This window comes from Streptococcus infantis (assembly GCF_047463655.1).
In the GTDB taxonomy this organism is placed as follows: domain Bacteria; phylum Bacillota; class Bacilli; order Lactobacillales; family Streptococcaceae; genus Streptococcus; species Streptococcus infantis_Z.
The window spans coordinates 1-25,909 of the sequence record NZ_JASHDM010000011.1 but is presented as its reverse complement, the minus strand read 5'-3'; the positions used below and the strand labels follow the sequence as shown (position 1 = coordinate 25,909).

21 protein-coding genes are annotated in these 25,909 nt (G+C 41.1%); 6 read left to right on the top strand and 15 right to left on the bottom strand.

The features are described 5' to 3' along the window. Nucleotides 1-141: 141 nt before the first annotated feature. The gene (locus QM877_RS07860) at nt 142-2,109 is read right to left on the bottom strand and encodes a peptide ABC transporter substrate-binding protein (protein ID WP_414318090.1); all 1,968 of its coding nucleotides are present in this window, start codon (nt 2,107-2,109) and stop codon (nt 142-144) included. Nucleotides 2,110-2,276: 167 nt separating this feature from the next. After that, the gene (locus QM877_RS07855; protein WP_414318089.1) at nt 2,277-3,887 is read right to left on the bottom strand and encodes a glycoside hydrolase family 13 protein; all 1,611 of its coding nucleotides are present in this window, start codon (nt 3,885-3,887) and stop codon (nt 2,277-2,279) included. 152 nt (nt 3,888-4,039) lie between these two features. On the opposite strand from QM877_RS07855, the gene QM877_RS07850 reads away from it, so the two are divergent. Continuing rightward, nucleotides 4,040-5,524, top strand: coding sequence for a DUF1846 domain-containing protein (locus QM877_RS07850; protein ID WP_414318088.1), 1,485 nt, complete (start codon nt 4,040-4,042; stop codon nt 5,522-5,524). Between the two features lie 179 nt (nt 5,525-5,703). Beyond that, complete coding sequence (locus tag QM877_RS07845) at nt 5,704-5,934, top strand: hypothetical protein (RefSeq protein WP_414318087.1); 231 nt, start codon at nt 5,704-5,706, stop codon at nt 5,932-5,934. Nucleotides 5,935-6,150: 216 nt separating this feature from the next. Here QM877_RS07845 and glmS read toward each other — a convergent pair whose 3' ends face one another. The 13 genes from glmS to nrdR all read right to left on the bottom strand — a co-directional run bounded on the left by glmS (nt 6,151) and on the right by nrdR (nt 22,067). Further along, complete coding sequence (gene glmS / locus QM877_RS07840; RefSeq protein ID WP_414318086.1) at nt 6,151-7,959, bottom strand: glutamine--fructose-6-phosphate transaminase (isomerizing); 1,809 nt, start codon at nt 7,957-7,959, stop codon at nt 6,151-6,153. Nucleotides 7,960-8,702: 743 nt separating this feature from the next. After that, nucleotides 8,703-10,718 (bottom strand): ATP-dependent DNA helicase RecG, encoded by a 2,016-nt coding sequence (gene recG, locus QM877_RS07835; RefSeq protein ID WP_414318085.1) that lies wholly within the window; start codon nt 10,716-10,718, stop codon nt 8,703-8,705. Between the two features lie 24 nt (nt 10,719-10,742). Next, complete coding sequence (gene alr / locus QM877_RS07830; protein ID WP_414318084.1) at nt 10,743-11,846, bottom strand: alanine racemase; 1,104 nt, start codon at nt 11,844-11,846, stop codon at nt 10,743-10,745. Next, nucleotides 11,836-12,198 (bottom strand): holo-ACP synthase, encoded by a 363-nt coding sequence (acpS, locus tag QM877_RS07825; RefSeq protein WP_373094391.1) that lies wholly within the window; start codon nt 12,196-12,198, stop codon nt 11,836-11,838. Before acpS ends, alr begins: the two co-directional genes overlap by 11 nt. A gap of 45 nt (nt 12,199-12,243) precedes the next feature. Beyond that, nucleotides 12,244-13,275, bottom strand: a complete 1,032-nt coding sequence (locus QM877_RS07820; protein ID WP_049503924.1) for a 3-deoxy-7-phosphoheptulonate synthase — start codon at nt 13,273-13,275, stop codon at nt 12,244-12,246. Between the two features lies 1 nt (nt 13,276). Beyond that, entirely contained in the window at nt 13,277-14,308 is a 1,032-nt protein-coding gene (locus QM877_RS07815; protein ID WP_000232201.1) for a 3-deoxy-7-phosphoheptulonate synthase, read from the bottom strand. Nucleotides 14,309-14,389: 81 nt separating this feature from the next. Continuing rightward, nucleotides 14,390-16,903 carry a preprotein translocase subunit SecA gene (secA, locus tag QM877_RS07810; protein ID WP_414318083.1) on the bottom strand — a complete coding sequence of 838 codons (2,514 nt, stop codon included), beginning with the start codon at nt 16,901-16,903 and terminating at the stop codon, nt 14,390-14,392. Nucleotides 16,904-17,090: 187 nt separating this feature from the next. Beyond that, on the bottom strand, nt 17,091-17,420 hold the full coding sequence (locus tag QM877_RS07805; RefSeq protein WP_414318082.1) for a hypothetical protein: 330 nt from the start codon (nt 17,418-17,420) through the stop codon (nt 17,091-17,093). A 75-nt stretch (nt 17,421-17,495) separates the two neighbouring features. Beyond that, nucleotides 17,496-18,806 carry a ribosome biogenesis GTPase Der gene (der, locus tag QM877_RS07800; RefSeq protein ID WP_414318081.1) on the bottom strand — a complete coding sequence of 437 codons (1,311 nt, stop codon included), beginning with the start codon at nt 18,804-18,806 and terminating at the stop codon, nt 17,496-17,498. A 13-nt stretch (nt 18,807-18,819) separates the two neighbouring features. Then, nucleotides 18,820-19,533 carry an NADPH-dependent oxidoreductase gene (locus QM877_RS07795; protein WP_414318080.1) on the bottom strand — a complete coding sequence of 238 codons (714 nt, stop codon included), beginning with the start codon at nt 19,531-19,533 and terminating at the stop codon, nt 18,820-18,822. Continuing rightward, nucleotides 19,530-20,426, bottom strand: a complete 897-nt coding sequence (gene dnaI, locus QM877_RS07790; RefSeq protein WP_414318079.1) for a primosomal protein DnaI — start codon at nt 20,424-20,426, stop codon at nt 19,530-19,532. The genes QM877_RS07795 and dnaI overlap by 4 nt, the downstream gene beginning before the upstream one ends. Further along, nucleotides 20,427-21,593, bottom strand: a complete 1,167-nt coding sequence (locus tag QM877_RS07785) for a DnaD domain protein (protein WP_414318078.1) — start codon at nt 21,591-21,593, stop codon at nt 20,427-20,429. It lies immediately after the preceding gene. After that, nucleotides 21,594-22,067 (bottom strand): transcriptional regulator NrdR, encoded by a 474-nt coding sequence (gene nrdR / locus QM877_RS07780; protein ID WP_001203674.1) that lies wholly within the window; start codon nt 22,065-22,067, stop codon nt 21,594-21,596. It lies immediately after the preceding gene. 139 nt (nt 22,068-22,206) lie between these two features. On the opposite strand from nrdR, the gene QM877_RS07775 reads away from it, so the two are divergent. The 4 genes from QM877_RS07775 to QM877_RS07760 all read left to right on the top strand — a co-directional run bounded on the left by QM877_RS07775 (nt 22,207) and on the right by QM877_RS07760 (nt 25,581). Further along, complete coding sequence (locus QM877_RS07775; protein WP_000119157.1) at nt 22,207-22,572, top strand: GntR family transcriptional regulator; 366 nt, start codon at nt 22,207-22,209, stop codon at nt 22,570-22,572. Nucleotides 22,573-22,575: 3 nt separating this feature from the next. Next, complete coding sequence (locus QM877_RS07770) at nt 22,576-23,271, top strand: ABC transporter ATP-binding protein (protein WP_311522947.1); 696 nt, start codon at nt 22,576-22,578, stop codon at nt 23,269-23,271. Nucleotides 23,272-23,286: 15 nt separating this feature from the next. Next, entirely contained in the window at nt 23,287-24,018 is a 732-nt protein-coding gene (locus QM877_RS07765) for a hypothetical protein (protein WP_311522948.1), read from the top strand. A gap of 306 nt (nt 24,019-24,324) precedes the next feature. Then, the gene (locus tag QM877_RS07760; RefSeq protein ID WP_414318077.1) at nt 24,325-25,581 is read left to right on the top strand and encodes an ISL3 family transposase; all 1,257 of its coding nucleotides are present in this window, start codon (nt 24,325-24,327) and stop codon (nt 25,579-25,581) included. Nucleotides 25,582-25,909: the final 328 nt, after the last annotated feature.

The window sequence follows — 25,909 nt, the reverse complement described above, 5'->3', positions numbered from 1 at the left end:
ATGTTAGGTTTTGTAACATGGCTATATTTTAACAAATTTTGTCCAAAAAGTAAAGTTATATACTGATTTGACCTCTCATTGAAAATCAAAAAATAAAGAAATCCCGCTTCAAAACAGGATTTCTTTATTCATTACAAAAGACTATTTAACGTGATTTGCTAGTTCTTTTTGGTATTTGGCATTTGTTTCGATTTTCTCTTTTTGCCATTTCTTGAGAGCTTCTTCGTATTCTTTAGCTGTTACAATATCGTTTTGCAATTCTAAACCTTTAAATACAAATGGATCTCCCTTGATACCAACTTGAGAGTAAGCTTTTGTGAATGGCACTGTACGGCTAACTGTCGGAGAACCACCTGAAGAAGCTACAGGGATAAGAAGTGAGCTATCTGAAACCCAAGCTTGTGCTTTGGCATATTTTTCATAGCGTTTGTTAAGATCGCTTGTTTCTGATGCTGCATCATCCAAGAGTTTCTTGTACTCATCAAGTCCAACTTGAGCCATAACTTCTGGATCTTTACCTTTTGTGATACCCAAGTGTTTAAGAGCAGAACCCTTCTTAGCATCTAAGATATTGAGGTAGGTTGCTGGGTCTTGATAGTCTGGCCCCCAACCAGTTCCGTTCAAGTCATAGTCTTTTTGAGAAGGAACTTTAGCTTGAGATGTAATACTCATTTTCTCATTGTCAGTCATTTGAAGTACATCGATGACAACATTTTCACTTCCAAGTGCTGCTTCGACAGACTGTTTGAGAGAGTTGGTTTGCTGTACAGCAATGACATCAGTCTGCTCAACTGGAATATCCAAATGGATTGGGAAGGTTACACCTTTAGATTGCAATTCTGATTTTGCTTTCTCAAAAGCAGCTTTTGCTTTTGTCGGATTGTAAAGGGTATCTTTACCATCTGTCAAAGCTACATCCTTCCACTGGTCTCCGTATGTTACCAGTTGTTCCTGAGCCAATTCACCGAAGGTCTTTTCACCAACTTGAACATAGTCATAAGGCACAAGGCTAGTACGGATAATCTTGTCTGCACCTTCTTCACCATTCATCTGTGCAGAGTAGGCGTGACGGTCTAGAGCAAAGTTGATAGCTTGACGGAAGTTTTTATTGAGAAGCGCTTCTTTAGTTGATGTTTTTTGGGCATCATCTGTCTTAGCTGTTTTATTGTAAGACTGACGATTTACGTTGAAAGTAAAGTAATAGCTTGTCGCTTCTTGCGGGCTATAAACAATCTTATCGCCGTATTCTTTCTTAGTTGAATCAAAACTTGAACTAGTTGGGAAGAGACGAGCTGTCGTATATGAGCCTGACGCAAAGCTACGAATCAATGATTCTTGGTCAGAACCATCGTAGAAGGTAAGCTTGACGTGATCAATTTTAACATTGTCTTTGTCCCAATAATTCGGGTTCTTTTCGTACTCGATCACGGATTTTGAAGTGAAGTTCTTCAAAATATATGGACCATTGTAGAGAATACCTGAAGGCGCTGCCGCACCGTAATCTTTTCCTTGAGAATTTAAGAATTCTTCGTTAACTGGGAGCATAGTTGCTGTTGTCACCTTAGAATTCCAGAAGCTTTCTGGTTTGTTCAAGGTATACTCAACTGTATAATCGTCAACTGCTTTGACACCGACTGTTGAGAAGTCATTTGTTTCACCGCTGACATACTCTGCCAAACCTTTGATAGAGTCTTGGATAAGAGTTAGGCCATCTGATTTACCATCTGCAGCATGCTTCAAACCTGTCACAAAGTCTTGGGCCTTGACTTCAGCGTACTCTTCTCCTTCTGAAGTATACCATTTGACACCTTTACGTAGCTTGTAGGTGTAGGTCAAACCGTCCTGTGAAACAGACCAGTCTTCAGCAAGAGATGGAATCAAGTTTCCATATTTGTCATTTTCCAAGAGTCCGTCGACCAAGTTGGCAATGACGTCTGATGTTGAACTTTTACTAGTAACGCTATAGTCCAATGTTGTTGGATCAATGGCATATACATACGAAAATGTTGTTGGAGCATCTGCTTTTTTCTCAGTCTTGCCACAAGCTGCCAAAAGAAGAGCTGCGCTCATCGTTATCCCTGCTACTGCGAGCCACTTTTTCGATTTCATTGGTATTCTCCTTTAAAATACTATTTTCACCATTATACCCTATTTTTATATAAAAGCAAGGGTTTCAAGGTGATTTTTTAGAAAATTCAAACTAATATTTATTAAAGAAGTTTTTACACTTATTTTAGAAAAAAACTCAAGCATCTTAGACACTTGAGTTTCTGGTTTTAATCAGCTAATTCGATACAGAAGGCATCCCATGGAGCCAAGGTCTGTGTAGTCAAAGCTTCTTCTACTGAGGTATTTTCAATCAAGATAGACTTAACTGACCCTTCTACTGCAAACTCTTGCTTTTGGTTAGACAAATTGGCCACAACTAGGAAACGACGGTCTCCATCTTTACGGATATAAACAAAGACTTTTTCAGCCGTATCAAGAAGTTCAAAGTCAGCACGAATCAACCAGCTATTTTCCTTACGAATGTTTACCAATTTTTGATAAGTATAGAAGATAGAATCTGGGTTTGCTAAAGCTTCTTCTACATTTATCTTCGCATAGTTTGGATTTACAGCAAGCCAAGGTTGACCATCTGAGAAACCAGCATTTTTTGTCCCATTCCACTGCATTGGGGTACGAGCATTATCACGCCCAATCACACGGATACTGTCCATAATTTCTTCTATCGGAACGCCTTTTTCAAGAGCTTCACGCGCATAGTTGAGGGATTCAATATCCTCTACTTGCTCCAAGCTTTCAAACGGAAAATTAGTCATCCCAATTTCTTCTCCTTGGTAGATATATGGAGTCCCTCTCATGAGATGAAGCAAGATGGCATACGCTTTGGCAGATTTTTCGCGGTATTCTTGGTCATTTCCCCAGATAGAGACAATACGAGGGAGGTCATGGTTGTTCCAGAAGAGGGAATTCCAGCCATCTTCAACTCCCAACTCGGTCTGCCATTTGTTGAAAATCTCTTTTAATTTCCCTACATTTAGCTCTTTTTGGTACTGCCACTTAGGTTTATCCTCCTGATACTGAAGACAGATATGTTCAAACTGGAAGACCATAGACAGTTCTTGTCCTTTAGGATCTGAATAGAGTTTAGCGATCTCTGGTGTTGCTCCCCAAGTTTCCCCTACTGTCAAGAGTTCTTTGTCGCCGAAAGTAGCCTGATTCATTTCCTTGAGGTAGGGATGGAGCATAGGACCATTGTTGACAATCTTCTGATTAGGAATCTTCCCAATCATGTCAATGACGTCCATACGGAATCCACCAATCCCTTTATCAATCCAGAAATTCATCATCTCATAGATTTTTTGGCGAAGTTCTTCATTTTCCCAGTTGAGGTCTGGTTGCTTCTTGCTGAAAAAGTGCAGGTAATATTGACCAGACTTTTCGTCATATTGCCAGGCAGATCCACTGAAAATTGACTCCAATTCGTTAGGTTCATCACGCCAGATATAGTAGTCTCGCTCAGGACTATCAGGATTTTCACAAGCCTCTATAAACCAAGCATGCTCATCTGATGTATGATTGATCACCAAATCCATAATGATTCGGATATCTCGTTTTTTAGCCTCAGCAATCAGCACATCCATATCTTCCATGGTTCCAAAGATAGCCGCGATATCTTGATAATTGGCAATATCATAACCATTGTCATCCATGGGGCTATCATAGACTGGAGAAAGCCAGATCGCTGTGATCCCTAACTTAGCTAGATAGTCTAACTTACTGGTAATCCCAGGCAAATCACCAATCCCATCTCCATTGCTATCCTTAAAACTTTTTGGATAGACCTGATAAACAACGGCATTGTGCCACCATTTTTCTTGCATCTTTTTACCTCTATTTTAAATTGACTTTACTCCATCATAGACCTTTTATCAAAATTATGCAAGCGTTTGCTTTATCTTTTTTTCTCACTTTTGCGACTCTCTAGTTTCTTATCTTCCATTTTTTTTATATAATAGAGCTCAGAGGTAAAAAAATGAAAAAACAAGCTTTTAGTTCTGAACAATATTTGAATCTACAACGCGACCATATCTTGGAGCGCATCAACCAATTTGACGGCAAACTCTACTTGGAGTTTGGTGGCAAAATGTTAGAAGATTTCCACGCTGCTCGTGTCCTTCCTGGATATGAACCAGATAACAAAATCAAACTCTTACAAGAATTGAAGGAGCAAGTTGAGGTTGTTATCGCTATTAACGCTAGCAATATCGAGCACTCAAAAGCTCGTGGAGACTTGGGCATTTCTTATGACCAAGAAGTGCTTCGTTTGATCGATAAATTCAATGAACTCGGTATCTTTGTTGGTTCAGTTGTCATTACTCAATATGCAGGCCAACCGGCAGCTGATGCTTTCCGTAATCAATTAGAGAAAAATGGTATCGACTCTTATCTCCACTACCCTATCAAGGGGTATCCGACAGATATGGATCACATCATTTCTCCTGAAGGTATGGGGAAAAACGACTATATCAAAACGAGTCGTAACTTGATTGTCGTGACTGCTCCTGGGCCTGGTTCAGGTAAGTTGGCAACTTGTATGTCTAACATGTACCACGACCAAATCAATGGTATCAAGTCTGGTTATGCCAAATTTGAAACCTTCCCAGTTTGGAATCTCCCACTTCATCACCCAGTCAACTTGGCTTATGAAGCTGCTACAGCAGACCTAGATGATGTCAACATGATTGACCCATTCCATCTCCAAACTTATGGAGAAACCACAGTCAACTACAACCGCGACATTGAAATTTTCCCTGTTCTTAAGCGTATGCTGGAACGTATCTTAGGTGAGTCTCCTTATGCATCTCCAACTGACATGGGTGTAAATATGGTTGGTTTTGCAATCACTGATAACGACGCTGCCATTGAAGCATCTAAACAGGAAATTATCCGTCGCTATTACCAGACAGTTCTTGACTTCAAAGCTGAGAAGGTTGGAGAAACTGCTGTGAAGAAGATTGAGCTTCTCATGAATGACCTAGGTATCACACCAGCTGATAGAAAGGTTGCTGTTGCCGCACGTCAAAAAGCAGAAGAAACAGGCGGACCTGCTCTAGCTCTTGAATTATCTTCTGGTGAAATCGTTACTGGTAAGAACTCAGAACTCTTTGGTCCAACAGCCGCTGCTTTGATCAATGCAATCAAGAAATCAGCTAACATCAATGCTGAAACAAAATTAATTGAACCAGAAGTGGTGAAACCAATTCAAGGTTTGAAAATCAATCACTTGGGTAGCCGTAACCCTCGACTCCACTCAAATGAAATCCTTATCGCACTTGCAATCACAGCTATGCAGAATCCTGATGCAGATCGTGCCATGAAAGAACTCGGAAACCTCAAAGGAAGCGAAGCTCACTCTACGATTATCCTAACAGACGAAGATAAAAATGTTCTTCGCAAACTAGGAATCAATGTAACCTTTGATCCTTACTACCAATACGATCGTTTATATCGCAAGTAAAATACGACACTCACTCCTCTAAGAGTTGGATCCTTATCGTCCAGCTCTTAGAGGTTTTTTATAGCTTTCCAGCCTTTCACAAGCATATCTTTCAAAAAGAATTCTAGTTTTAATAGAAACTGGGATAACATTTAAGTTTAGATTTATTTCTCATGAATTCTTAAAAGGAGTGATACTCAATGAAAATCAAAGAGCAAACTAGGAAACTAGCCACAGGTTGCTCAAAGCACTGCTTTGAGGTTGTAGATGAAACTGACGAAGTCAGCTCAAAACACTGTTTTGAAGTTGTGGATAGAACTGACGAAGTCAGTAACCATACCTACGGCAAGGCGACGTTGACACGGTTTGAAGAGATTTTCGAAGAGTATGAATCAATCCTCTTCAATCTTGACTTGAACTACCTTGACTGAGGTCTTGATCCGTTTTCTCTACAATATCAAATTGGTGTAATGAGACTGACTTCGTCACTCTTATCTAGAACCTCAAAACTATTCTGTGAGATATCTACCTAAACACCTTAGTTTGGTCATTGATTTTCATTAAGTATACAAAAAAGTGAACAAGATAGCATTCTGATTTCCAGAAAACTATTTAGTTCACTTTTTCTTATGATTTAAACTTTGGGTTTATTCTACCGTTACTGACTTGGCAAGGTTACGTGGCTTGTCCACATCAAGTCCACGGTGTAGGGTTGCAAAGTAAGCGACCAATTGTGTTGGTACGACCATTGAGATTGGTGAGAGGTAAGGGTGTACGGTCGTAAGGACAATATCATCGGTATCTTTAGCAACATTTTCTTCTGCAATAGTAAGGACCTTAGCGCCACGTGCTGCCACTTCTTGGATATTTCCGCGAGTGTGGTTGGCAAGAACTGGGTCTGACAAGAGGGCCAATACAGGCGTTCCTTCTTCAATCAAAGCAATAGTTCCATGCTTGAGTTCTCCAGCCGCAAAACCTTCACACTGGATATAAGAAATCTCTTTGAGCTTGAGACTAGCTTCCATGGCTACATAGTAATCTTGACCACGTCCGATGTAAAAGGCATTACGTGTTGTTTCAAGAAGATCACGCACCTTGCTATCAATCAATTCTTTTTCTGAGAGAGTTGATTCGATAGACTGAGCCACGATAGACAACTCGTGAACCAAGTCAAAGTCTTGAGCTTTTTCGTTGCCATTTGCTTCACCAACTGCTTTTGCAAGGAAGGCAAGAGCTGCGATTTGCGCAGTATATGCCTTGGTTGAAGCAACGGCAATTTCAGGACCTGCATGAAGCAACATAGTATGGTTAGCTTCACGTGAAAGTGTTGAACCTGGTACGTTTGTAACTGTCAAGCTTGGAATTCCCATTTCATTAGCCTTAACCAAAACCTGACGACTATCCGCTGTTTCACCAGACTGGCTGATAAAGATGAAGAGTGGTTTCTTGCTGAGAAGTGGCATACCGTAGCCCCACTCAGAGGAAATACCAAGTTCAACTGGCGTATCTGTCAATTCTTCCAGCATCTTCTTAGAAGCAAATCCTGCGTGGTAAGATGTTCCAGCTGCTAGGATGTAGATGCGGTCTGCATCTTGAACAGCCTTAATGATAGCTGGATCTACCACTACTTGACCAGTCTCATCTGTATAGGCTTGGATGAGCTTACGCATCACCGTTGGCTGCTCATCAATTTCCTTAAGCATGTAGTATGGATATGTCCCCTTACCGATATCAGATAAGTCAAGCTCGGCAGTATAGCTAACACGCTCACGGCTGTTACCATCATAGTCTTGCACTTCAACGCTATCAGCTTTGACAATCACCAATTCTTGGTCATGGATCTCCATGTATTGGTTAGTTTCACGAATCATAGCCATGGCATCTGAGCAGACCATGTTGTAACCTTCACCAAGACCAATCAAGAGTGGTGATTTGTTCTTGGCCACGTAGATGACATCTGGATTTTCAGAGTCGATCAAGGCAAAGGCATATGAACCACGAATGATATGAAGAGCTTTTTTGAAAGCTTCAAGTACTGACAAGCCGTCTTCTTCTGCAAATTTTCCAATCAAGTGAACAGCGATTTCTGTATCTGTTTGTCCCTTGAAGTGGTGACCTGCAAGGTAGTCTTCCTTGATTTCAAGATAGTTTTCAATCACACCATTGTGGACCAAGACAAAACGTCCTGTCTCAGAGCGGTGGGGGTGAGCATTGTCTTCTGTTGGTTTCCCATGAGTCGCCCAACGAGTATGTCCGATACCAGTTGTTCCCTCAACACCAGCAGTTTTAGCAGATAATTCTGCGATACGACCAACCGCCTTCACTAAATGGTTTTCAGCACCACCTAGGACAAAAATCCCCGCAGAATCATAACCACGGTATTCGAGCTTTTCAAGCCCTTGAATCAAAATATCAGTTGCATTTGTGTTTCCAACAACACCAACAATTCCACACATAGTATATACGACACAGACAAGCTGTGCTTTCCCCTTAAATTGGTATAGTCTAATTCTCGCTTTACAGAATCAGCAAAAACAGTATATACTTGTTTCTTTTACTTGTCAAGAATAAAAATTGGTATAGCGTGATTCTGCCGATTCTATCTACTAAAAATCTATCATATTTCGCCTAAAGCAAGTATTTAAAAAGGGCTTTACCGCCCTTAATAACTACTATTTTGTAGCAAGCTTGTCTGCCTTTACTACTTCTTGAAAGTTTTTTTGATAATTTACTTTAATCGTCATTGTCATGTGAGAGTCCTCGTTTCTTTTTAATGACTCTAGTATAGGACGCCTTCCTAAAACATAGCTTATATTTTCCTTAGAAAAAACTAAAAGTAACTTGTGACTCAATGAAAACGAAAGAGAAAACTAGAAAGCTAGTCACAGCTTTCTCAAAGCACTGCATTCAGTTTACCAGATAGACTAAGACCTCGTTTGAAGTGGTGTTTAAGTTTATGCATTCAGTAAATAAAATTAATATAAGCATTTTTCTAAATCCCTTAGCTGCGAATCCCCACACAAAAAGAGCGTTACCGCTCTTTTACTTAGTATTTAGGAGAAGGTGCTTGCTCCTGTTGAAACGTTTTTTGGTAATTTACTTTAATCGTCATTGTCATGTGAGAGTCCTCGTTTCTTTTTGATGACTCTAGTATAGGCAATAACCCTAAAAGCAAACTTAAGATTTTCTTAGAGAAAGCTTAATCTAAATGTTCTTTCTTTTCTAGATTTAGAGCAATCATATGCCACTCTGGGTCCTCCTGCCAGTTAGGAAGGGAGCTGATATAACTAGCTACCTTACGTGCTTCCTCAAGAATCGGAAAATCTTCGATAATATCAGCCACTTGAAACTCTGGTAAACCTGACTGCCTGGTTCCAAAAATCTCACCCGAACCGCGCATTTTCAAATCTTCCTCCGCAAGGACAAAACCATTGGTCGTTTCTGTCATGATACGCATGCGGTCTTTACCTGAATCCGTTTTAGGATTAGCCACAAGAACCGCATAGGACTGCTTGTCTCCCCGACCGACGCGACCTCTGAGCTGATGGAGTTGACTGAGCCCAAAACGATCAGCATCCATGATAATCATGACGGTCGCATTTGGCACATTGACCCCAACCTCGATAACCGTTGTCGAAACCAGAATATCTGTCTTTCTCTCTTTGAACTCCTGCATAATCTGGTCTTTTTCATCGCTCTTCATCTTCCCATGCAAGAGAGCAACTTTTGCTTTTTCTGCAAAATGAGCCGTCAACTCTTCCGATAAAGCGATAGCATTTTTCAAATCCAAGGCTTCAGATTCTTCAATCAAAGGAGAAATAACATAGGCTTGAGACCCTTTTTGAATTTCTCCTTTCAACCGAGTCAAAACCTGTGGCAGTTGCTCATGCTTGATCCAACGTGTCACAATCGGTTTACGTCCAGCTGGCATCTGGTCAATAATGGAAACATCCATATCTCCAAAGGCGGTGATGGCTAAGGTCCGTGGAATCGGTGTTGCCGTCATCATGAGGACATCTGGATTTTCTCCTTTTTCACGTAAAATACGCCTTTGTCCCACACCAAAACGGTGTTGCTCGTCGATGATAATCAAACCGAGTTTAGCATAGTCTACCCCATCTTGAATCAGAGCATGAGTTCCGATAATCACATCAACCTCGCCCTTGGCAATGGTCTCCAAGACTTCTCTCTTTTCCGCCACTTTCAAAGAACCTGTCAAGAGAGCCAGTTTCAAGTCTGGGAAAAGGTTCTGTAAACTCTCAAAATGCTGCTCTGCTAGGATTTCTGTTGGCACCATGAGGGCTGCCTGATAGCCAGCTGTCACCGCTGCAAACATGGCTAAGCCAGCGACCACTGTTTTCCCGCTCCCCACATCCCCTTGTAAGAGTCGATTCATGTGTTGGTCCGACTTCATATCTGCCAGGATTTCTTGCAGGCTTTTTTCTTGGGCTTGGGTTAAGGCAAAAGGCAATTTCTCTTTAACGGCAGTTAGTTTTTCCTGGGACCAATTCAGAACCAATCCACTTCCGTGAATCTTATTTTCAGACTTGAGGGTCTGTAATTGCATTTGGAAATAAAAGAGCTCCTCAAACTTGATTCGACGAAGGGCCTGTTTGTATTCTGCTAAATCCTTAGGAAAATGCATGGCACGAACAGCCTGACAGCGAGACATGAGTTTGTATTTATCGAGCAAGGACTGAGGGATATTTTCCTCTATCAAGAGATCTAGACCCTGGTCAAAGGCGGTTTTAATGACTTTAACAAGGCTTGCTTGACTAACTCCTTGTGCGAGACGATAGACAGGTTGGAGATCATCCTCCACTTGGGCTAAAACCTTCATACCTGTGAGACTAGCTTTAGCACGATCCCACTTTCCAAAGACAGCCAAGGTTGCTCCTAGTTCAATCTTGTCAGCTAGGTAGGGTTGGTTGAAGAAATTAACTGCAAAAACAACCTCCCCCTGCTTGAGGCTAAAACGTAGACGATTACGCTTAAAACCATAATATTGAACACTGGCTGGTGTCACTACCTGACCAGATAAAACAGCCTTTTCCCCGTCTTCTAGCTCTAGCACCTGCTTAGTCTTAAAATCTTCATAACGGAAAGGGAAGTAGAGCAAGAGATTTTGCAAGTTTTCAATTCCTAGTTTTGCATATTTCTCTGCTGATTTAGGTCCTACTCCTGGTAAGACATGCAAGGGTTGATGTAAATTCATGCTCTACTCCTTTCCTTCTATTTCTTAATAATATTCTCTTGGAATTCGATCACTGAGGAGACAAACCACCTCATAATTGATGGTTCCTCGATAAACCGCTACTTCTGTTGCAGTAATCTCCTTGTCCCCGTTTGAGCCAATCAAGGTTACCTTGGTACCCAATGGATAAAGCTTAGGCAAACGAATGGTGATTTGGTCCATGGATACACGTCCTACGATGGGGCACAATTGTCCATCCACCAGAACTGAGAAATTCTGCATATCTCGTGTCCAACCATCTGCATAACCTATCGGTACCGTTGCAATGACTTGCTCACCATCTGCTTGATAAGTTGCTCCGTAACCCATACAAGCCCCAGCTGGGACTGTTTTAACATGAACAATAGCTGACTCCAAAGTTAAGGCTGGTTTTAGTTCATAAGGCAATTCCAAAACTTGTCCGCTTGGATTGAGACCATACATGGAATCTCCCATGCGAACAGCACTGAAAATAGTTTCTGCATGCCATAGAGTCGTTGCAGAGTTACTAGCATGAACCAATTCTGGTACTTCTTGCAAGCCAGCAAGTATTTCCTTGAAACACTCTAACTGTTCCTTAAAATAGCTATCCGACTCTTCATCAGCAGTTGCAAAGTGTGTAAAGATTCCCTCAACATTTGCTCCATGCTCCTTGAGTAAAGTTTGAGCTTCTTCAGCCTCGCTTGCACTTCTAAAACCAATTCGTCCCATACCTGAGTCAATCTTAAGGTGAACGGTTAAACCAGATAAGTCTGGTTCTGTGGCTATGAGTTTCTGGATCCATTCCAACCCAGCCACTGTCAAGGTAATATCAAAGTCCTTAGCCAATGAAAGAGATTCAACCTCAGATACTCCTAAAATAAGAATCTTCTTAGAAATTCCTGCCTGACGAAGCTCGATGGCTTCATCGATATTAGAAACGCAAAAACCATCAACGTCATCCTGGATAGCCGTAGCAACAGCTACCGCTCCGTGTCCGTATGCATTGGCTTTTACAACTGCCCATTTGAGGGTATCTTGGGGAATGTGCGCTCCCATTTGTTGGATATTGTAGCGAATTACTTCTAGATGAATAAGGGCCTTGGTTGGTCTATGTGGACTAGTTTTCATAATCTTCCTCCAAAATAACACTAGCTGTCACAAACTGATCTGTATGGCTGATAGATAGCCAAACTTTTCCTGAAAACGGGGATTTGCTGAAGTAGGGAGCACCTCTCTCATTGTTCAAAATTTCCAAATCCTGAAATCCTAGCTTTCCAATACCCGTTCCCATAGCCTTTGAAAAAGCTTCTTTAGCTGACCAACGACCAGCCAAATACTCAATCTGTCTACGACCTTTGAGACTGGCAAAACGCTTCAATTCCTTGTCTGTCAACACACGCTGCGCAAAGCCTTCTCTTTTTTTAACTGCATTTTGTATGGAAGCTAATGCTTCGATATCGATTCCGTGTCCAACTATCATTTTCGTCAAAAAGAGTTGAGGTTTCCCCAACTCCATCCTTTTCACTTATTTTGTTAAGGTAGTATAGATTTCTTCTACCAAGGCTACTGTGTTTTCCCATCCTAGACATGGGTCTGTAATAGAACAACCAAAGATTTCTGGTTGATTTTGGCGACCATCTGCCAAGTAAGATTCAATCATGAAACCTCGAACTGTCTTCTTGATCTTTTCATTCCAGTCACGGTTGAGCAGAGCCTGACGAACAATTCGAACTTGCTCCATATATTGTTTCCCTGAATTATCATGGTTAGTATCAATCATGATAAAGGGATTTTCAAGCCCCATAGACTCGTAACGGCCGATAGCATCTAAGAGAGTTTCATAGTAGAAGTTTGGTTCATTCTTCCCATATTCATTCATAGCTCCACGAAGGATAACGTGGGCCAGGGGATTACCTGAAGTCTCAACTTCTTGTCCATGGTAAAGAAATGTTTGCTTATTTTGTGCAGCATAGATGGCATTAAACATAACAGATAGATTTCCTGAGGTTGGATTTTTCATCCCCACTGGTGCATCAATCCCTGAAGCTACAAAACGGTGTTCTTGGTCTTCTACTGAACGCGCACCCACGGCATGGTAGCTCACCAAGTCGTCAACTAAAACTAGATTGGATGGATAAAGCATTTCATCTGCTGTAGTCAATCCAGTTTCTGTAATAACACGATAATGAAGCTGACGTACAGCCTGCAAACCATTAATCAAACTTGGTGCTTTAGAAGTATCTGGCTGATGAACCAAACCCTTGTAGCCATCTCCATTGGTGCGTGGCTTGGCTGTGTAAACACGCATGACCATGAAAATCTTATCCGCAACTTTCTTCTGCAAGTCTGCCAAACGGCGAGCATACTCAAGAACTGCTTCTTCATTGTCAGACGAACAAGGTCCAATGACCAACAAGATTCGGTCATCCTTTCCTGAAAGGATGTCTGCTAGTTCCTGGTCACGGCTTTCCTTATGTTGCAAGGCTTTTGCAGATAACTGTGTTTCCGCCTTAATCGCTTCAATATCAATCTCTTGACCTTTTTCAATAAATGCCATATTATTCTCCTAGTCTTTGGTAGATTTCACGCACAAGAGCCTCAGTATTTTCCCATCCTAGACATGGATCGGTGATAGATTTCCCAAAGACCTCTGGTTCATTTTGACGACCGTCTTCTAGATAAGACTCAATCATGAAACCACGAACATATTTTTTAATCTTTTCATTCCAATCGCGGTTAATCAAGGTCTGACGAACGATGCGAATCTGATCCATATACTGCTTGCCTGAGTTATCATGGTTGGTATCAATGATGATAAATGGATTTTCAAGGCCCATCTTTTCATACTGGGCAATGGTATCCATCAAATTATCATAGTAGTAGTTAGGAATATTTTTCCCGTATTCATTGAGGGCACCACGGAGAATAGCGTGCGATAGAGGATTTCCAGTCGTTTCAACTTCTTTCCCTAGGAAAAGGAAACTTTGTTTGTTTTGAGCCGCATAAATACCGTTGAACATGACATTGAGATTTCCAGACGTTGGATTTTTAAAACCTGTCGCAAAATCTGCTCCACTAGCTACAAAACGGTGTTGTTGGTCTTCAACCGAACGAGCTCCAACTGCCATGTAAGAAATCAAGTCATCTACCAAAGGAAGGTTTTCTGGGTACAACATTTCATCCGCGGTCGTCATTCCTGTTTCAGAAATAACACGGTAATGAAGATGACGAACCGCCTTGATCCCATTAATGAGACTAGGTGCTTCTTTGGCATTTGGTTGGTGAATCAAGCCCTTATAGCCATCACCATTAGTACGTGGTTTAGCAGTGTAGACACGCATGACCATAAAGACGCGGTCTTTTACTTCTTCTTGCAGTTTTGCCAAACGCTTGGCATACTCAAGAACTGCTTCTTCATTGTCAGACGAACACGGACCAATCACTAACAAAATGCGTTGATCTTCACCACGAATAATCGCTTCAAGTTCTTGATCGCGTTGTTGTTTATTGGCAAGTGCTTGTCCTTCTAATTTAGACAAACTACGAACTTCTTCAATATTAATTTTAGGGCTTTTGGCTGTAAATACCATGATTCATCCTCCTTATAAAGCAAACGGATGCCAAGCGAAAATTCACTTTTCACTAGGCATCCGCCTGAAAATTAGTCATTCTTAACGTCGTTTACCGTGACAGTTTTTAAATTTCTTACCAGAACCACATGGACACAAGTCATTACGCTTAACTTGGCTAAGATCCAAATCTGCAGGAAGCTCAGTCTGTTGTGCAGCAATATTACGAGCCGCTGTAGTACTGATATGACGCTCTGCTTGTGGACGCTCTTGTTCATGAATTTGTGCTTTCATCATCAAACGAGTCACATCAAACTCAATGGAACCGATCATATCATTAAACATACGGAAACCTTCTGCTTGATACTCAACGACAGGGTTGTTTTGTGCATAACCACGAAGGCCAACAGCATTACGCAACTGATCAAGAGCATCGATATGGTCTGTCCACTTGTTGTCTACAACACGTAGGATCAAGACTTTTTGGAATTCTTTAACAGCTTCCTCATCTCGAAGCTTAGCAACTTGGCTATCGTAGACTTGCAAGGCACGTTGGTAAAGTTCATCTTTGATTGCTTGGTCTGACAAACCTTCTAGGTCTGAAAGTGAAATTGAATCTTCTGGAAGCAAGTTGTATCTTGCAAAATTCAAGATAGCCTCTAGTTTTTCATCTTGTTTAGCACGCGCATGATTATCAACAACACGATTAATGGTGCGTTTAATCATCGCATGAATCTCAGGAGCCAAGTCGCGATCAGCAGTGATGACATCGTAACGTTGTGAGTAGATAATCTCACGTTGCTCACGCATGACATCATCGTATTGAAGGACTTGTTTACGTGTGTCGTAGTTGTTTCCTTCAACACGTTTTTGTGCTGCTTCAACCTGACGTGTCAACATACGAGATTTGATCGCTTCGTCTGACATATTGAGACGTTCAAAGACACCCTTCAAGCGCTCTGAACCGAAACGTTTCATCAAATCATCTTCAAGAGAAAGGTAGAATTGAGATTCCCCTGGATCCCCTTGACGTCCTGAACGTCCACGAAGCTGGTTATCGATACGACGACTTTCATGGCGTTCTGTACCAATGACACAAAGTCCACCAAGTTCACGAACACCTTCACCAAGCTTAATATCAGTACCACGACCGGCCATGTTGGTCGCGATTGTAACTGCACCACGTTGGCCAGCATTCATGATGATTTGAGCTTCTTTGTAGTGGTTCTTGGCATTCAATACTTCGTGAGGAACACCTGCAGCTACCAATTTTTTAGAAATATAATCACTGGTTTCAACAGCAACCGTACCAACCAAGACAGGTTGACCTTTTTGGTAGCGAGCTTTTACATCTTCGACAACAGCCTTAAATTTAGCTTCAAGACTAGCATAAAGTACATCTGGATGGTCAATACGTTGAACTGGACGGTTTGTTGGGATAGGAATAACACGAATATTGTAGATTTCGCGGAATTCTTCTTCCTCAGTCTTACCAGTACCTGTCATACCAGACAACTTCTTGTACATACGGAAGAGGTTTTGGTAGGTGATAGAAGCTGAAGTCTTGGTTTCATCTTGGATTGGCACACCTTCTTTAGCTTCAATCGCTTGGTGCAAGCCATCAGAATAACGACGACCTTCCATAGTACGACCTGTAAATTGGTCGACAATCAAGATTTCCTGCTCTTCGCTGACCACATAGTCAATATCAAGAAGCATGATGTAGTTGGCACGAAGGGCGTTGTCGATAAAGTGAGTCAGAGCAACATTTTCAATGTCGTAGAGGTTGCTTAGATTGAAGTAGCTTTCGGCCTTGTCAATACCAGAATCAGATAGACCAATCGTCTTAGACTGAATATCAATGATATAGTCATCCTTATCCAAAGACTTCACAAAATGGTCAGCCATATGGTAGAGTTGGCTTGTTTCAACTGCATTGGCCCCTGAAACAATCAAAGGAGTACGAGCTTCGTCAATCAAGATTGAGTCGACCTCATCGACCAAAGCGTAGTTGAGTGGACGTTGAACCATATTCTCCGCACGAACGACCATGTTATCACGGAGGTAGTCAAATCCAATTTCTGAGTTGGTTGAATAAGTGATATCACACTCATAAGCTTCTTTTTTCTCCATTGGAGATTTAGCTGCCAAGTTGATCCCTACTGACAAGCCAAGCCATGAGTACAATTCACCCATCTCAGTCGCATCACGTTCAGAAAGGTATTCATTGACCGTAACTACGTGAACCCCTTTTCCTGAAAGAGCATTGAGGTATACAGGCATCGTCGCTGTCAAGGTTTTCCCCTCACCAGTACGCATCTCAGGAACGTCACCATGGTGAAGAACGATTCCCCCCATAACCTGAACCTTATACGGGAAAAGACCAAGAACACGCTTAGCTCCCTCGCGTACAACAGCAAACGCCTCATACAAAAGTTGGTCAAGAGTCTCACCATTTTGGTAGCGTTGTTTGAATTCTTCTGTTTTTGCTTGCAATTGCTCGTCTGTTAACGCAGCCATTTCATCTTCATATTTTAGGACTTTGTCCGCCATCTTTTCCAGACGACGAATCTCTCCTTTATCATTTTCGATGATTGTTTTTAATAAATTTGCCATTTTTTTCCTTACTTTAAATTCTGAATATTTTAGAATGTTCTTTTTATTGTAGCATATTTGCCCAATTTTTTCAAGAAATATTCCGTTTTCCCTTAGGACGAAAAAAGGGCTAACCAAGGTGATTAGTTCCCTTAAAATCCCTCTTCCAAGGCTAGTTTTCTTTCAGGTACAATCTTTCCTATTTCTTTCAAGGAAGACTGGATTTCTTCTTTTCCAATCGCAGCTTATTCATAAATTTTAGACAAGCATAGATTTTCCAGTCATTGACTAAGGATAAAAGGACTAAAAGTAGCCAAATCACCCATCTAGCAAGATCCCTTGGTTCTTGTAAAATAAAGTTAAATAAGACTAGCGAAAAAAGAGTGAAGGTTAAACTAAACAAAGCCATTAAAGGTAAATAAAACCAATAAAAATAGTAAAAGACAGAAAAGTACTTACTTCCTGGCTGTACCTTCCCTTGCCAACGAAAAAAGTAAAAGTAGGGTGCCAAAATCAAGAATTTTAATAGTTTTTCCATCTCCTTACCTCTCCAACGCTTTCCTTATTTTATTATAGCAAAAAATCTGGAAATATCCTTCCAGATTCTGCTTTTTTATTTCCGTTTTCTTGCGATCAGATGAATCGGTGTTCCTTCAAAGACAAAGGCCTTGCGGATTTGATTTTCCAAGAAACGCAAGTAAGAGAAGTGCATGAGTTCTTCTTCATTCACAAAGATAACAAAGGTTGGTGGTTTGGTTGCCACTTGTGTCGCATAGAAAATCTTGAGGCGTTTCCCTTTGTCTGTCGGTGTTGGATTGATGGCGATAGCATCCATAATCACATCATTCAAGACAGCTGATGGGATACGGGTATTTTGACTCTCGCTGATTTGCTTGATCATCTCAGGCAACTTGTGGAGACGTTGCTTGGTCAAAGCTGATACAAAGATAATCGGTGCGTAAGGCAGGTATTGGAACTGCTCACGGATATCTTCCTCCCAGTTTTTCATGGTGCGGTTATCTTTTTCAAGCGTATCCCACTTATTGACCACGATAATCATCCCTTTACCAGCTTCATGGGCAAATCCAGCGATACGCTTGTCATACTCACGAGTACCTTCTTCGGCATTGAGGACCATCAAAACTACATCTGAACGGTCAATAGCACGCATGGCACGCATGACAGAGTATTTCTCAGTATTTTCATAGACTTTACCAGATTTACGCATACCAGCAGTATCAATCATGGTAAACTCTTGACCGTCAGCATCTGTAAAATGAGTGTCAATGGCGTCACGAGTGGTACCAGCGACAGGGCTGGCAATGACGCGATCTTCTCCCAAAATGGCATTGATCAAGCTAGATTTTCCGACATTTGGACGACCAATCAAGCTGAATTTAATAACATCTGGATTTTCTTCTTCGACTTCATGTGGGAGATTTTCAACGATAGCATCCAGTACATCCCCTGTCCCGATACCATGAACAGATGAAATCGGTAGTGGTTCACCCAAACCTAGAGCATAGAAATCAAAGATATCATTTCGCATCTCAGGGTTGTCAACCTTGTTAACGGCTAGGATAACTGGTTTATGAGTTTTATAAAGTTTACGGGCAACGTATTCGTCCGCATCTGTAATTCCTTCTTTACCTGACACGACAAAGACGATAACATCTGCTTCTTCCATGGCAATTTCTGCCTGGTGTTTGATTTGTTCCATAAACGGAGCATCGACATCATCGATTCCTCCAGTATCAATCATACTAAAAGAACGGTTAAGCCACTCACCTGTGGCATAGATACGATCTCGCGTTACACCTTCAACATCTTCTACGATTGAGATGCGTTCTCCCGCGATACGGTTAAATAGGGTTGATTTCCCAACATTGGGACGTCCCACAATGGCAACAGTTGGTAAGGCCATGTTTTCTCACTTTCTACAATAACTTTTTCTGCTCAAGATTTTCTCGAGTCGAGCTTGGTTCTGGATTGCCGAATTGCTCTGCCAAACGTTGACTCCAAGTTGTAGTCGCACGCGCACCTGCATATTCAGTCTGTACACGGTCATAGGCTTCGATTGCCTCAGTTGACTGCTCTTGGTATTCTTCCTCAAAGACAACATTCTCAAGTGGCAATCTTGGTTTTACATCATGCTTTTGATTTGGCACACCTAGTGCAATCCCAAATACTGGATAGGTATAGTCTGGAAGTTTGAATAATTCTGCTAATTCAACAGACTTGTAACGCACCAAACCGATAATCACTCCGCCATAGCCTAGGCTTTCTGCCGCAAGCAAGGCATTTTGTCCAGCTAGAGCTGCATCTACTGAAGTGATGAGGAGTCCTTCCACCCCTTGAGGTTGGAAAACATCTGTATGGAGACGAGCCCCTTTTTCTGCACGGTTTAGGTCACCAACAAAAAGTAAAAAGGCTGCAGACTGGCGAATCGCTTCCTGAGGAACTAACTCAAATAAGGCATCCTTCTTTTCTTGACTTCTAACTACAATCACAGAATACGATTGGAAATTTTTCCAAGAAGAAGCCATTTGTCCTGCAGACAAAATGGTATTTAAATCTTCTTGGGGAATCTCTTGCTCCTTAAATCTACGCACTGAAGTATGAGCCTTCATTAATTTGATTGTTTCTGTCATCGGCGGTTTTCTCCTTCAAGTCTGGTTTCCTCTGCTAAATAACGAATGCGTTCCATGACGCGTCTGGCTTCCCAAGTTTCGTCATTTCCATTTTTCCCTTTAGCGAAATGCTTCTCCAAATCTTCAAAATTGAAGTTGGAGGTGAAAAAGGTCGGTAAATCTTCCTGCATGCGATATTGGAGAATGACCTGCAGAATCTCGTCACGCACCCAAGCTGTTGATTGCTCGGCACCAATATCATCTAAAATCAAGACTTCAGCCAGCTTAATCTCATCTACCAAAGTCTTAACATTGCCATCACCGATGGCATTTTTGACATCGATGACAAAGCTAGGATAGTGGAGGAGAGTTGATGAAACGCCACGTTTTTCTGACAAATCATGGGCTAGGGCAGCTACCATGAAACTTTTCCCCACACCAAAGTCTCCATATAAGTACAGACCTTTCCGAATAGCTGGATATTGCTCCACAAAGGCTAGGAGCTTTTCAAAAACGGACAAGCGCCCCAAATCATCTAAATCAACTTGAGCTAGGCTAGCTTTTTTAAGACTAGCTGGAAGATTGATTAGCTTGAGACGGTTTTTAATCGCCGCTTCTTTTTCTGCCGCGATTAGCTCTGGAGTTTCTTCATAAGAGACATCTGCATAGCCATAATTCATGACTAGGATAGGCTTGTAACCACGCGCGATATAGTCTGTATCTCCTCGGAGGAACTTATCTCTCTCAGTGATGTATTGGTTAAACTTGGAAATACTACGGTTTAACTCCTCCTGACTGAGAGATTCTTTCTGGATAAAGGCCGCAACATCAGGGTCTTTCACAATTTGCTGGACCAAATCTTGATACTGAAATCGGCTTGGTTGACGCTTGAGTACGTCTCCGACACTTTCCATCTAGTCTCCTCCTTTTTCTAATCGAGCTAACATTTCTTTTTTCTTACGTTCTAGTTCTAAGCGAGTTTCTTCGCTAGTTTCATTCTTATATTCAGGATTGCTCCATTTAGGCACATTGGTTTTTGTTGGGGCTGTCTGATTCTGCTTTTGCGTTTTTGCTTTTTGGCCACGTTCACGAATACGGAGGACAGCTTCCTCTGCACTACGGATATTTTGATAGGCGTAGTCATTAGCCACCTTCATGGCGTATTTTTCATTGATATTGGCCGAATCAACCTTATTAAAGGTCAGGAGCAAGATAACATTGATTACTTCGTCCAGCAAACCCAAGGCTGCCATCTGCTGGAGCAGGTCCCGTTCAGTCTGGGTAATACTTCCCTTTCGAGTCTGCTTGATTTCAGCAAGGAACTGCAAGGCTGTCTTTTTCTTAGCCTCTCGGATAATGGTTGCTTCCTTGGGATTAAAGTCAGAAGTCACAGGCTTTTGCGCTATCTTTTCACGGATGCGTTTGACAGAAATCACTTGCGACACTGCTGTCGCTTTGGCTACTTGATAAGTCTCAAACCAGGTCCACTTCTGCTCGTCTGCTATTGCAAACAAGGCCAAAACATCCGAAGTCTCATCTTGAAAACGAAGACCATCGCGAGCCATAAGCTGACGGAAATGCTCCAAATCAAAATCATCTGCTGCTGGCTGACTGCCAGAGGTTTCTTGACTCGCAGACTCAGATAACTGAGGAAAGATTTGACTCAAGGACACCGAGATAGGTTCCCCTTCAACACCTTCCTGTCTCATAGCTGCAACCGCACTATCCCCAATCATTTTTTCTAATAAGGTCCGATAAACTGTATGTTGTAAAAATTCTTGAGTTGATAAGGGAGAATGGACTAACAAGTTATAGGCCTCCCCCTGCTGATAGAGGGTCACCAATTTCATGGCTGTCAGAGTTTTAAAAGCCTTTAAAAGGGTATCCATCCCGAAATTCAGATGATTAAGCATGGCTGCAAAGAGATGTTCCTTTTGACCACCATCCCAAAAAGTCACAGCATAAAGATAGAGGCTCAGCGCCTCCTGACCGATAATCGGGAGGTAGCACTGCACCATTGATGAGGTATCTTGCGACACCCGATTATTCTTTACAAAAGAAAAACGGTCATTTGGCTTCATTTATTTTTCCTTTTTCTTTTTAGAGGATTGTGTGATCTGCTGGAGTAGGCTTTCAAGCTCACTCACATCCTTAAAGCTACGGTAAACGCTGGCAAAACGTACATAAGTAATCTCATCTAACTCTGCCAACTCTTCCATAACCAAGGAGCCAATAACCTCACTCTGAATTTCATTTTCATTGCGACTACGGAGTTTTTGTTCGATGCGATTGACCACCATGCCAATTTCATCACTAGACACTGGACGTTTCTGGGCTGAACGAATAATCCCGTTAAAGATTTTATCTCTTGAAAATTGTTCCCGTGTACCATCTTTTTTGACCACAACTAGTGTTCTCTCTTCAACACGTTCATAGGTTGTAAAACGATGCTGACACTCTTCACACTCACGTCTTCTTCTGATTGTATTTCCTTCTTCAGCCTGGCGACTATCGATCACACTTGATTTTGTAGCGCCACATTTTGGACAACGCATGCCTTTCCCTCCTTGTCGTTTTCTTTTCATTATACCATTTTTTAAGAGATTCCCAAAATAATTCTCCTTTTGGCTTGACAAGTTTTTTGTTTTGTTGTATTATTGAATTAACACAAAGGTAATTAGAAAGGAGATCGTGATGTCTTGGACATTTGATAACAATAAACCCATTTATTTGCAGATTATGGAGAAAATCAAATTGCAGATTATTTCCCATAAACTTGAGCCCAATCAACAGCTTCCAACCGTTAGAGAATTGGCAAGCGAGGCAGGGGTCAATCCCAACACCATCCAGCGCGCCCTATCGGACTTGGAGAGAGAAGGCTTTGTCTATACCAAGCGGACATCTGGACGCTTTGTCACAGAGGATTTGGACTTGATCCTCCAATCCCGTAAGCAACTGTCAGAAGAACAGCTGCAACAGTTTGTAACAGGCATGGTAGAATTCGGCTATGAAAAAGAAGAACTACCGACTGTTTTGAGAGATTATATTGAAGGAGTTTAAACTATGACCTTGTTAGCATTTGAAAATGTGTCAAAATCCTATGGAGCAAGTCCTGCTCTTACAAATGTTTCCCTTGAAATTCCAGCTGGAAAAATCGTTGGCCTCCTTGGTCCAAACGGTTCTGGAAAGACAACCTTGATTAAACTAATCAACGGCTTGCTACAGCCAGAGGAAGGGCGTATCCTCATCAATGGCATGGAACCAAGCCCAACAACTAAAGCAATTGTTTCTTATCTTCCTGATACGACCTACCTCAACGAGCAGATGAAGGTCAAGGAAGCTCTCACTTATTTCAAGACCTTCTACCAAGATTTTAATCTGGAACGTGCTCAAGGTCTCCTTCGTGACCTTGGCATCGATGAGAATAGCCGTTTCAAGAAACTCTCAAAAGGGAACAAAGAAAAGGTTCAGTTGATCCTTGTCATGAGTCGTGATGCTCGTCTATACGTCCTTGATGAACCAATCGGTGGTGTCGACCCAGCAGCTCGTGACTATATCTTGAACACCATCATCAACAACTACTCTCCAACTTCGACTGTCTTGATTTCAACTCACTTGATTTCAGACATCGAACCAATCTTGGATGAGATTGTCTTCCTCAAGGACGGAAAAGTCGTCCGTCAAGGAAATGTTGATGATATTCGCTATGAGTCTGGAGAGTCTATCGACCAACTCTTCCGTCATGAATTCAAAGCCTAGATAAAGGAGATTATTATGTTTTGGAATTTAGTTCGTTATGAATTTAAAAATGTTAACAAATGGTATTTAGCCCTCTATGGTGCTGTGTTGGCACTTTCTGCTCTTATAGGAATTCAAGCAAAGACCTATAACAATCTACCTATCAAAGAAAGTCAACCTATTCTACTTATTTTTCTAGCACTCGTGTTTGGTGGCTTGATGATTACGCTTGGGATTTCAACCTTGATTTTGATCATCCGTCGCTTCAAGGGTAGTGTCTATGACCGACAAGGTTATCTCACTTTGACCTTGCCAGTTTCCGAACACCAGATTATCTTAGCCAAACTCTTGGGAGCCTTCATTTGGTCTCTGATCAGTTCAGCAGTCTTGGTTCTGAGCATTTATATCATTCTTGTGATCATTGAGCCTAATTCTGTTGATTTCCTTGCTTTTAAAGACTTGTTCCAACAGTACCTAGACAGTATCAGCTTATCTCTGATTTCATTCATCCTTAGCACTGTAGCAAGCATCCTTTGCATCTACTTGGCAATCTCTATCGGACAACTCTTTAATGAATACCGCACAGCTCTTGCCGTTTTAGCCTATATTGTCATTCATGTTGTCCTTGGTTTCAGTGATCTCTTCTTAAATTTTGGTAACCATTACAATATGATGCTTACTTATGAAATCTTCAAAGACCTAATCCTCATCGCAGTTTTCTATCTCGGAACCTACTACATCTTGAGAAACAAGGTTAATCTTCAGTAATCATTCAGAGGCTAGTCAAAAACTTAATTTTATAGTGGATTGAACTTAGAGTAGCACGTCATGGATTCTAAAACATTTATTAGACATTGTTTTGACTTTCCTAACCTCTTTGTTCATATCTTATTTCAATCAACTATAGTAGAAAATGAAATAGATCTGTCTATGATAAAACGCATATTATCGGCTCTATAATATTTGTAGTGGGTAAATCCCCTATAGATATTATGGAGCCTATTTTGTTGTAGAAAAAAAGTCCCATATGACCTATAATGAAAAGCGACTAAACAACTCATTAGAAAGATTCATATGGAACAATTACATTTTATCACAAAACTACTCGATATCAAAGACCCAAACATCAAAATTCTAGATATCATCAATATGGATACTCACAAAGAAATCATCGCTAAACTGGATTATGAGGCTCCATCTTGTCCTGATTGCGGAAGTCAAATGAAGAAATATGACTTCCAAAAACCGTCGAAAATTCCTTACCTCGAAACGACTGGTATGCCTACTAGAATCCTCCTTAGAAAACGCCGTTTCAAGTGCTATCAGTGCTCGAAAATGATGGTCTCTGAGACTTCTATCGTCAAGAAAAATCATCAAATCCCTCGTATTATCAACCAAAAGATTGCGCAAAAGTTGATTGAGAAGACTTCTATGACCGATATTGATCATCAGCTGGCCATTTCAACTTCAACTGTCATTCGCAAGTTAAATGACTTTCACTTTAAGCATGACTTTAGCCGACTTCCTGAGATTATGTCTTGGGACGAGTATTCTTTTACCAAGGGAAAGATGAGTTTCATTGCACAAGATTTTGACAATCTCAACATTATCACCGTGCTTGAAGGTAGAACCCAGACTATCATCCGAAATCACTTTCTGCGCTACGATAGAGCCGTTCGCTGTCAGGTGAAAATCATTACTATGGATATGTTTAGTCCTTACTATAACTTGGCTAAACAGCTTTTTCCTTATGCTAAAATCGTTCTAGATCGTTTTCACATTGTGCAACATCTTAGCCGTGCTATGAGTCGTGTCCGTGTTCAAATCATGAATCAATTTGATAGAAAATCCCATGAATACAAAGCTATCAAGCGCTACTGGAAGCTCATTCAACAGGATAGTCGTAAACTCAGCGATAAGCGATTTTATCGTCCTACTTTTCGCATGTACTTAACGAATAAAGAGATTCTAAGCAAGCTTTTGAGCTATTCAAAAGACTTGAAACACCACTATACTCTCTATCAACTCTTGATTTTTCACTTTCAGAATAAAGAGCCTGACAAATTTTTCGGACTCATTGAGGACAATCTAAAAAAGATTCATCCTCTTTTTCAGACTGTCTTTAAAACATTTCTTAAGGATAAAGAGAAAATCGTCAACGCACTTCAATTATCCTACTCCAATGCCAAATTAGAAGTAACGAATAATCTCATTAAATTCATCAAACGCAATGCATTTGGCTTCCGGAACTTTAACAACTTTAAGAAACGAATTTTCATCGCTCTGAATATAAAAATGGAGAGGACAACGATTGTCCTCTCCAGATGTTAGCTTTTATTCAACCCACTACAGTTGACAAACATACTAAGATTAGTAGTGAGAAAATCTCCGACGGGAGAGAGTACTCACTACTTTTTCTTTATGTTAAAGTAGAGGTGTCTTGTAAAGTCGTAGGGCTCTTTGGCGCTAGACGTCGCTTGACAAACTGGAAAGACACCTGTTTTAGGTGGAATTTGATCAAAGTATGTGGGACGCTAGACGTCGCGTATTGAAAATAAAATCACTAAAACACGGAATTATTCAAGACAAAAGAGGTAATATCATGCGTACAGTATTTGGGATTGATGTGAGTAAGGCAAGTTCTGAGGTGGCAATTTTA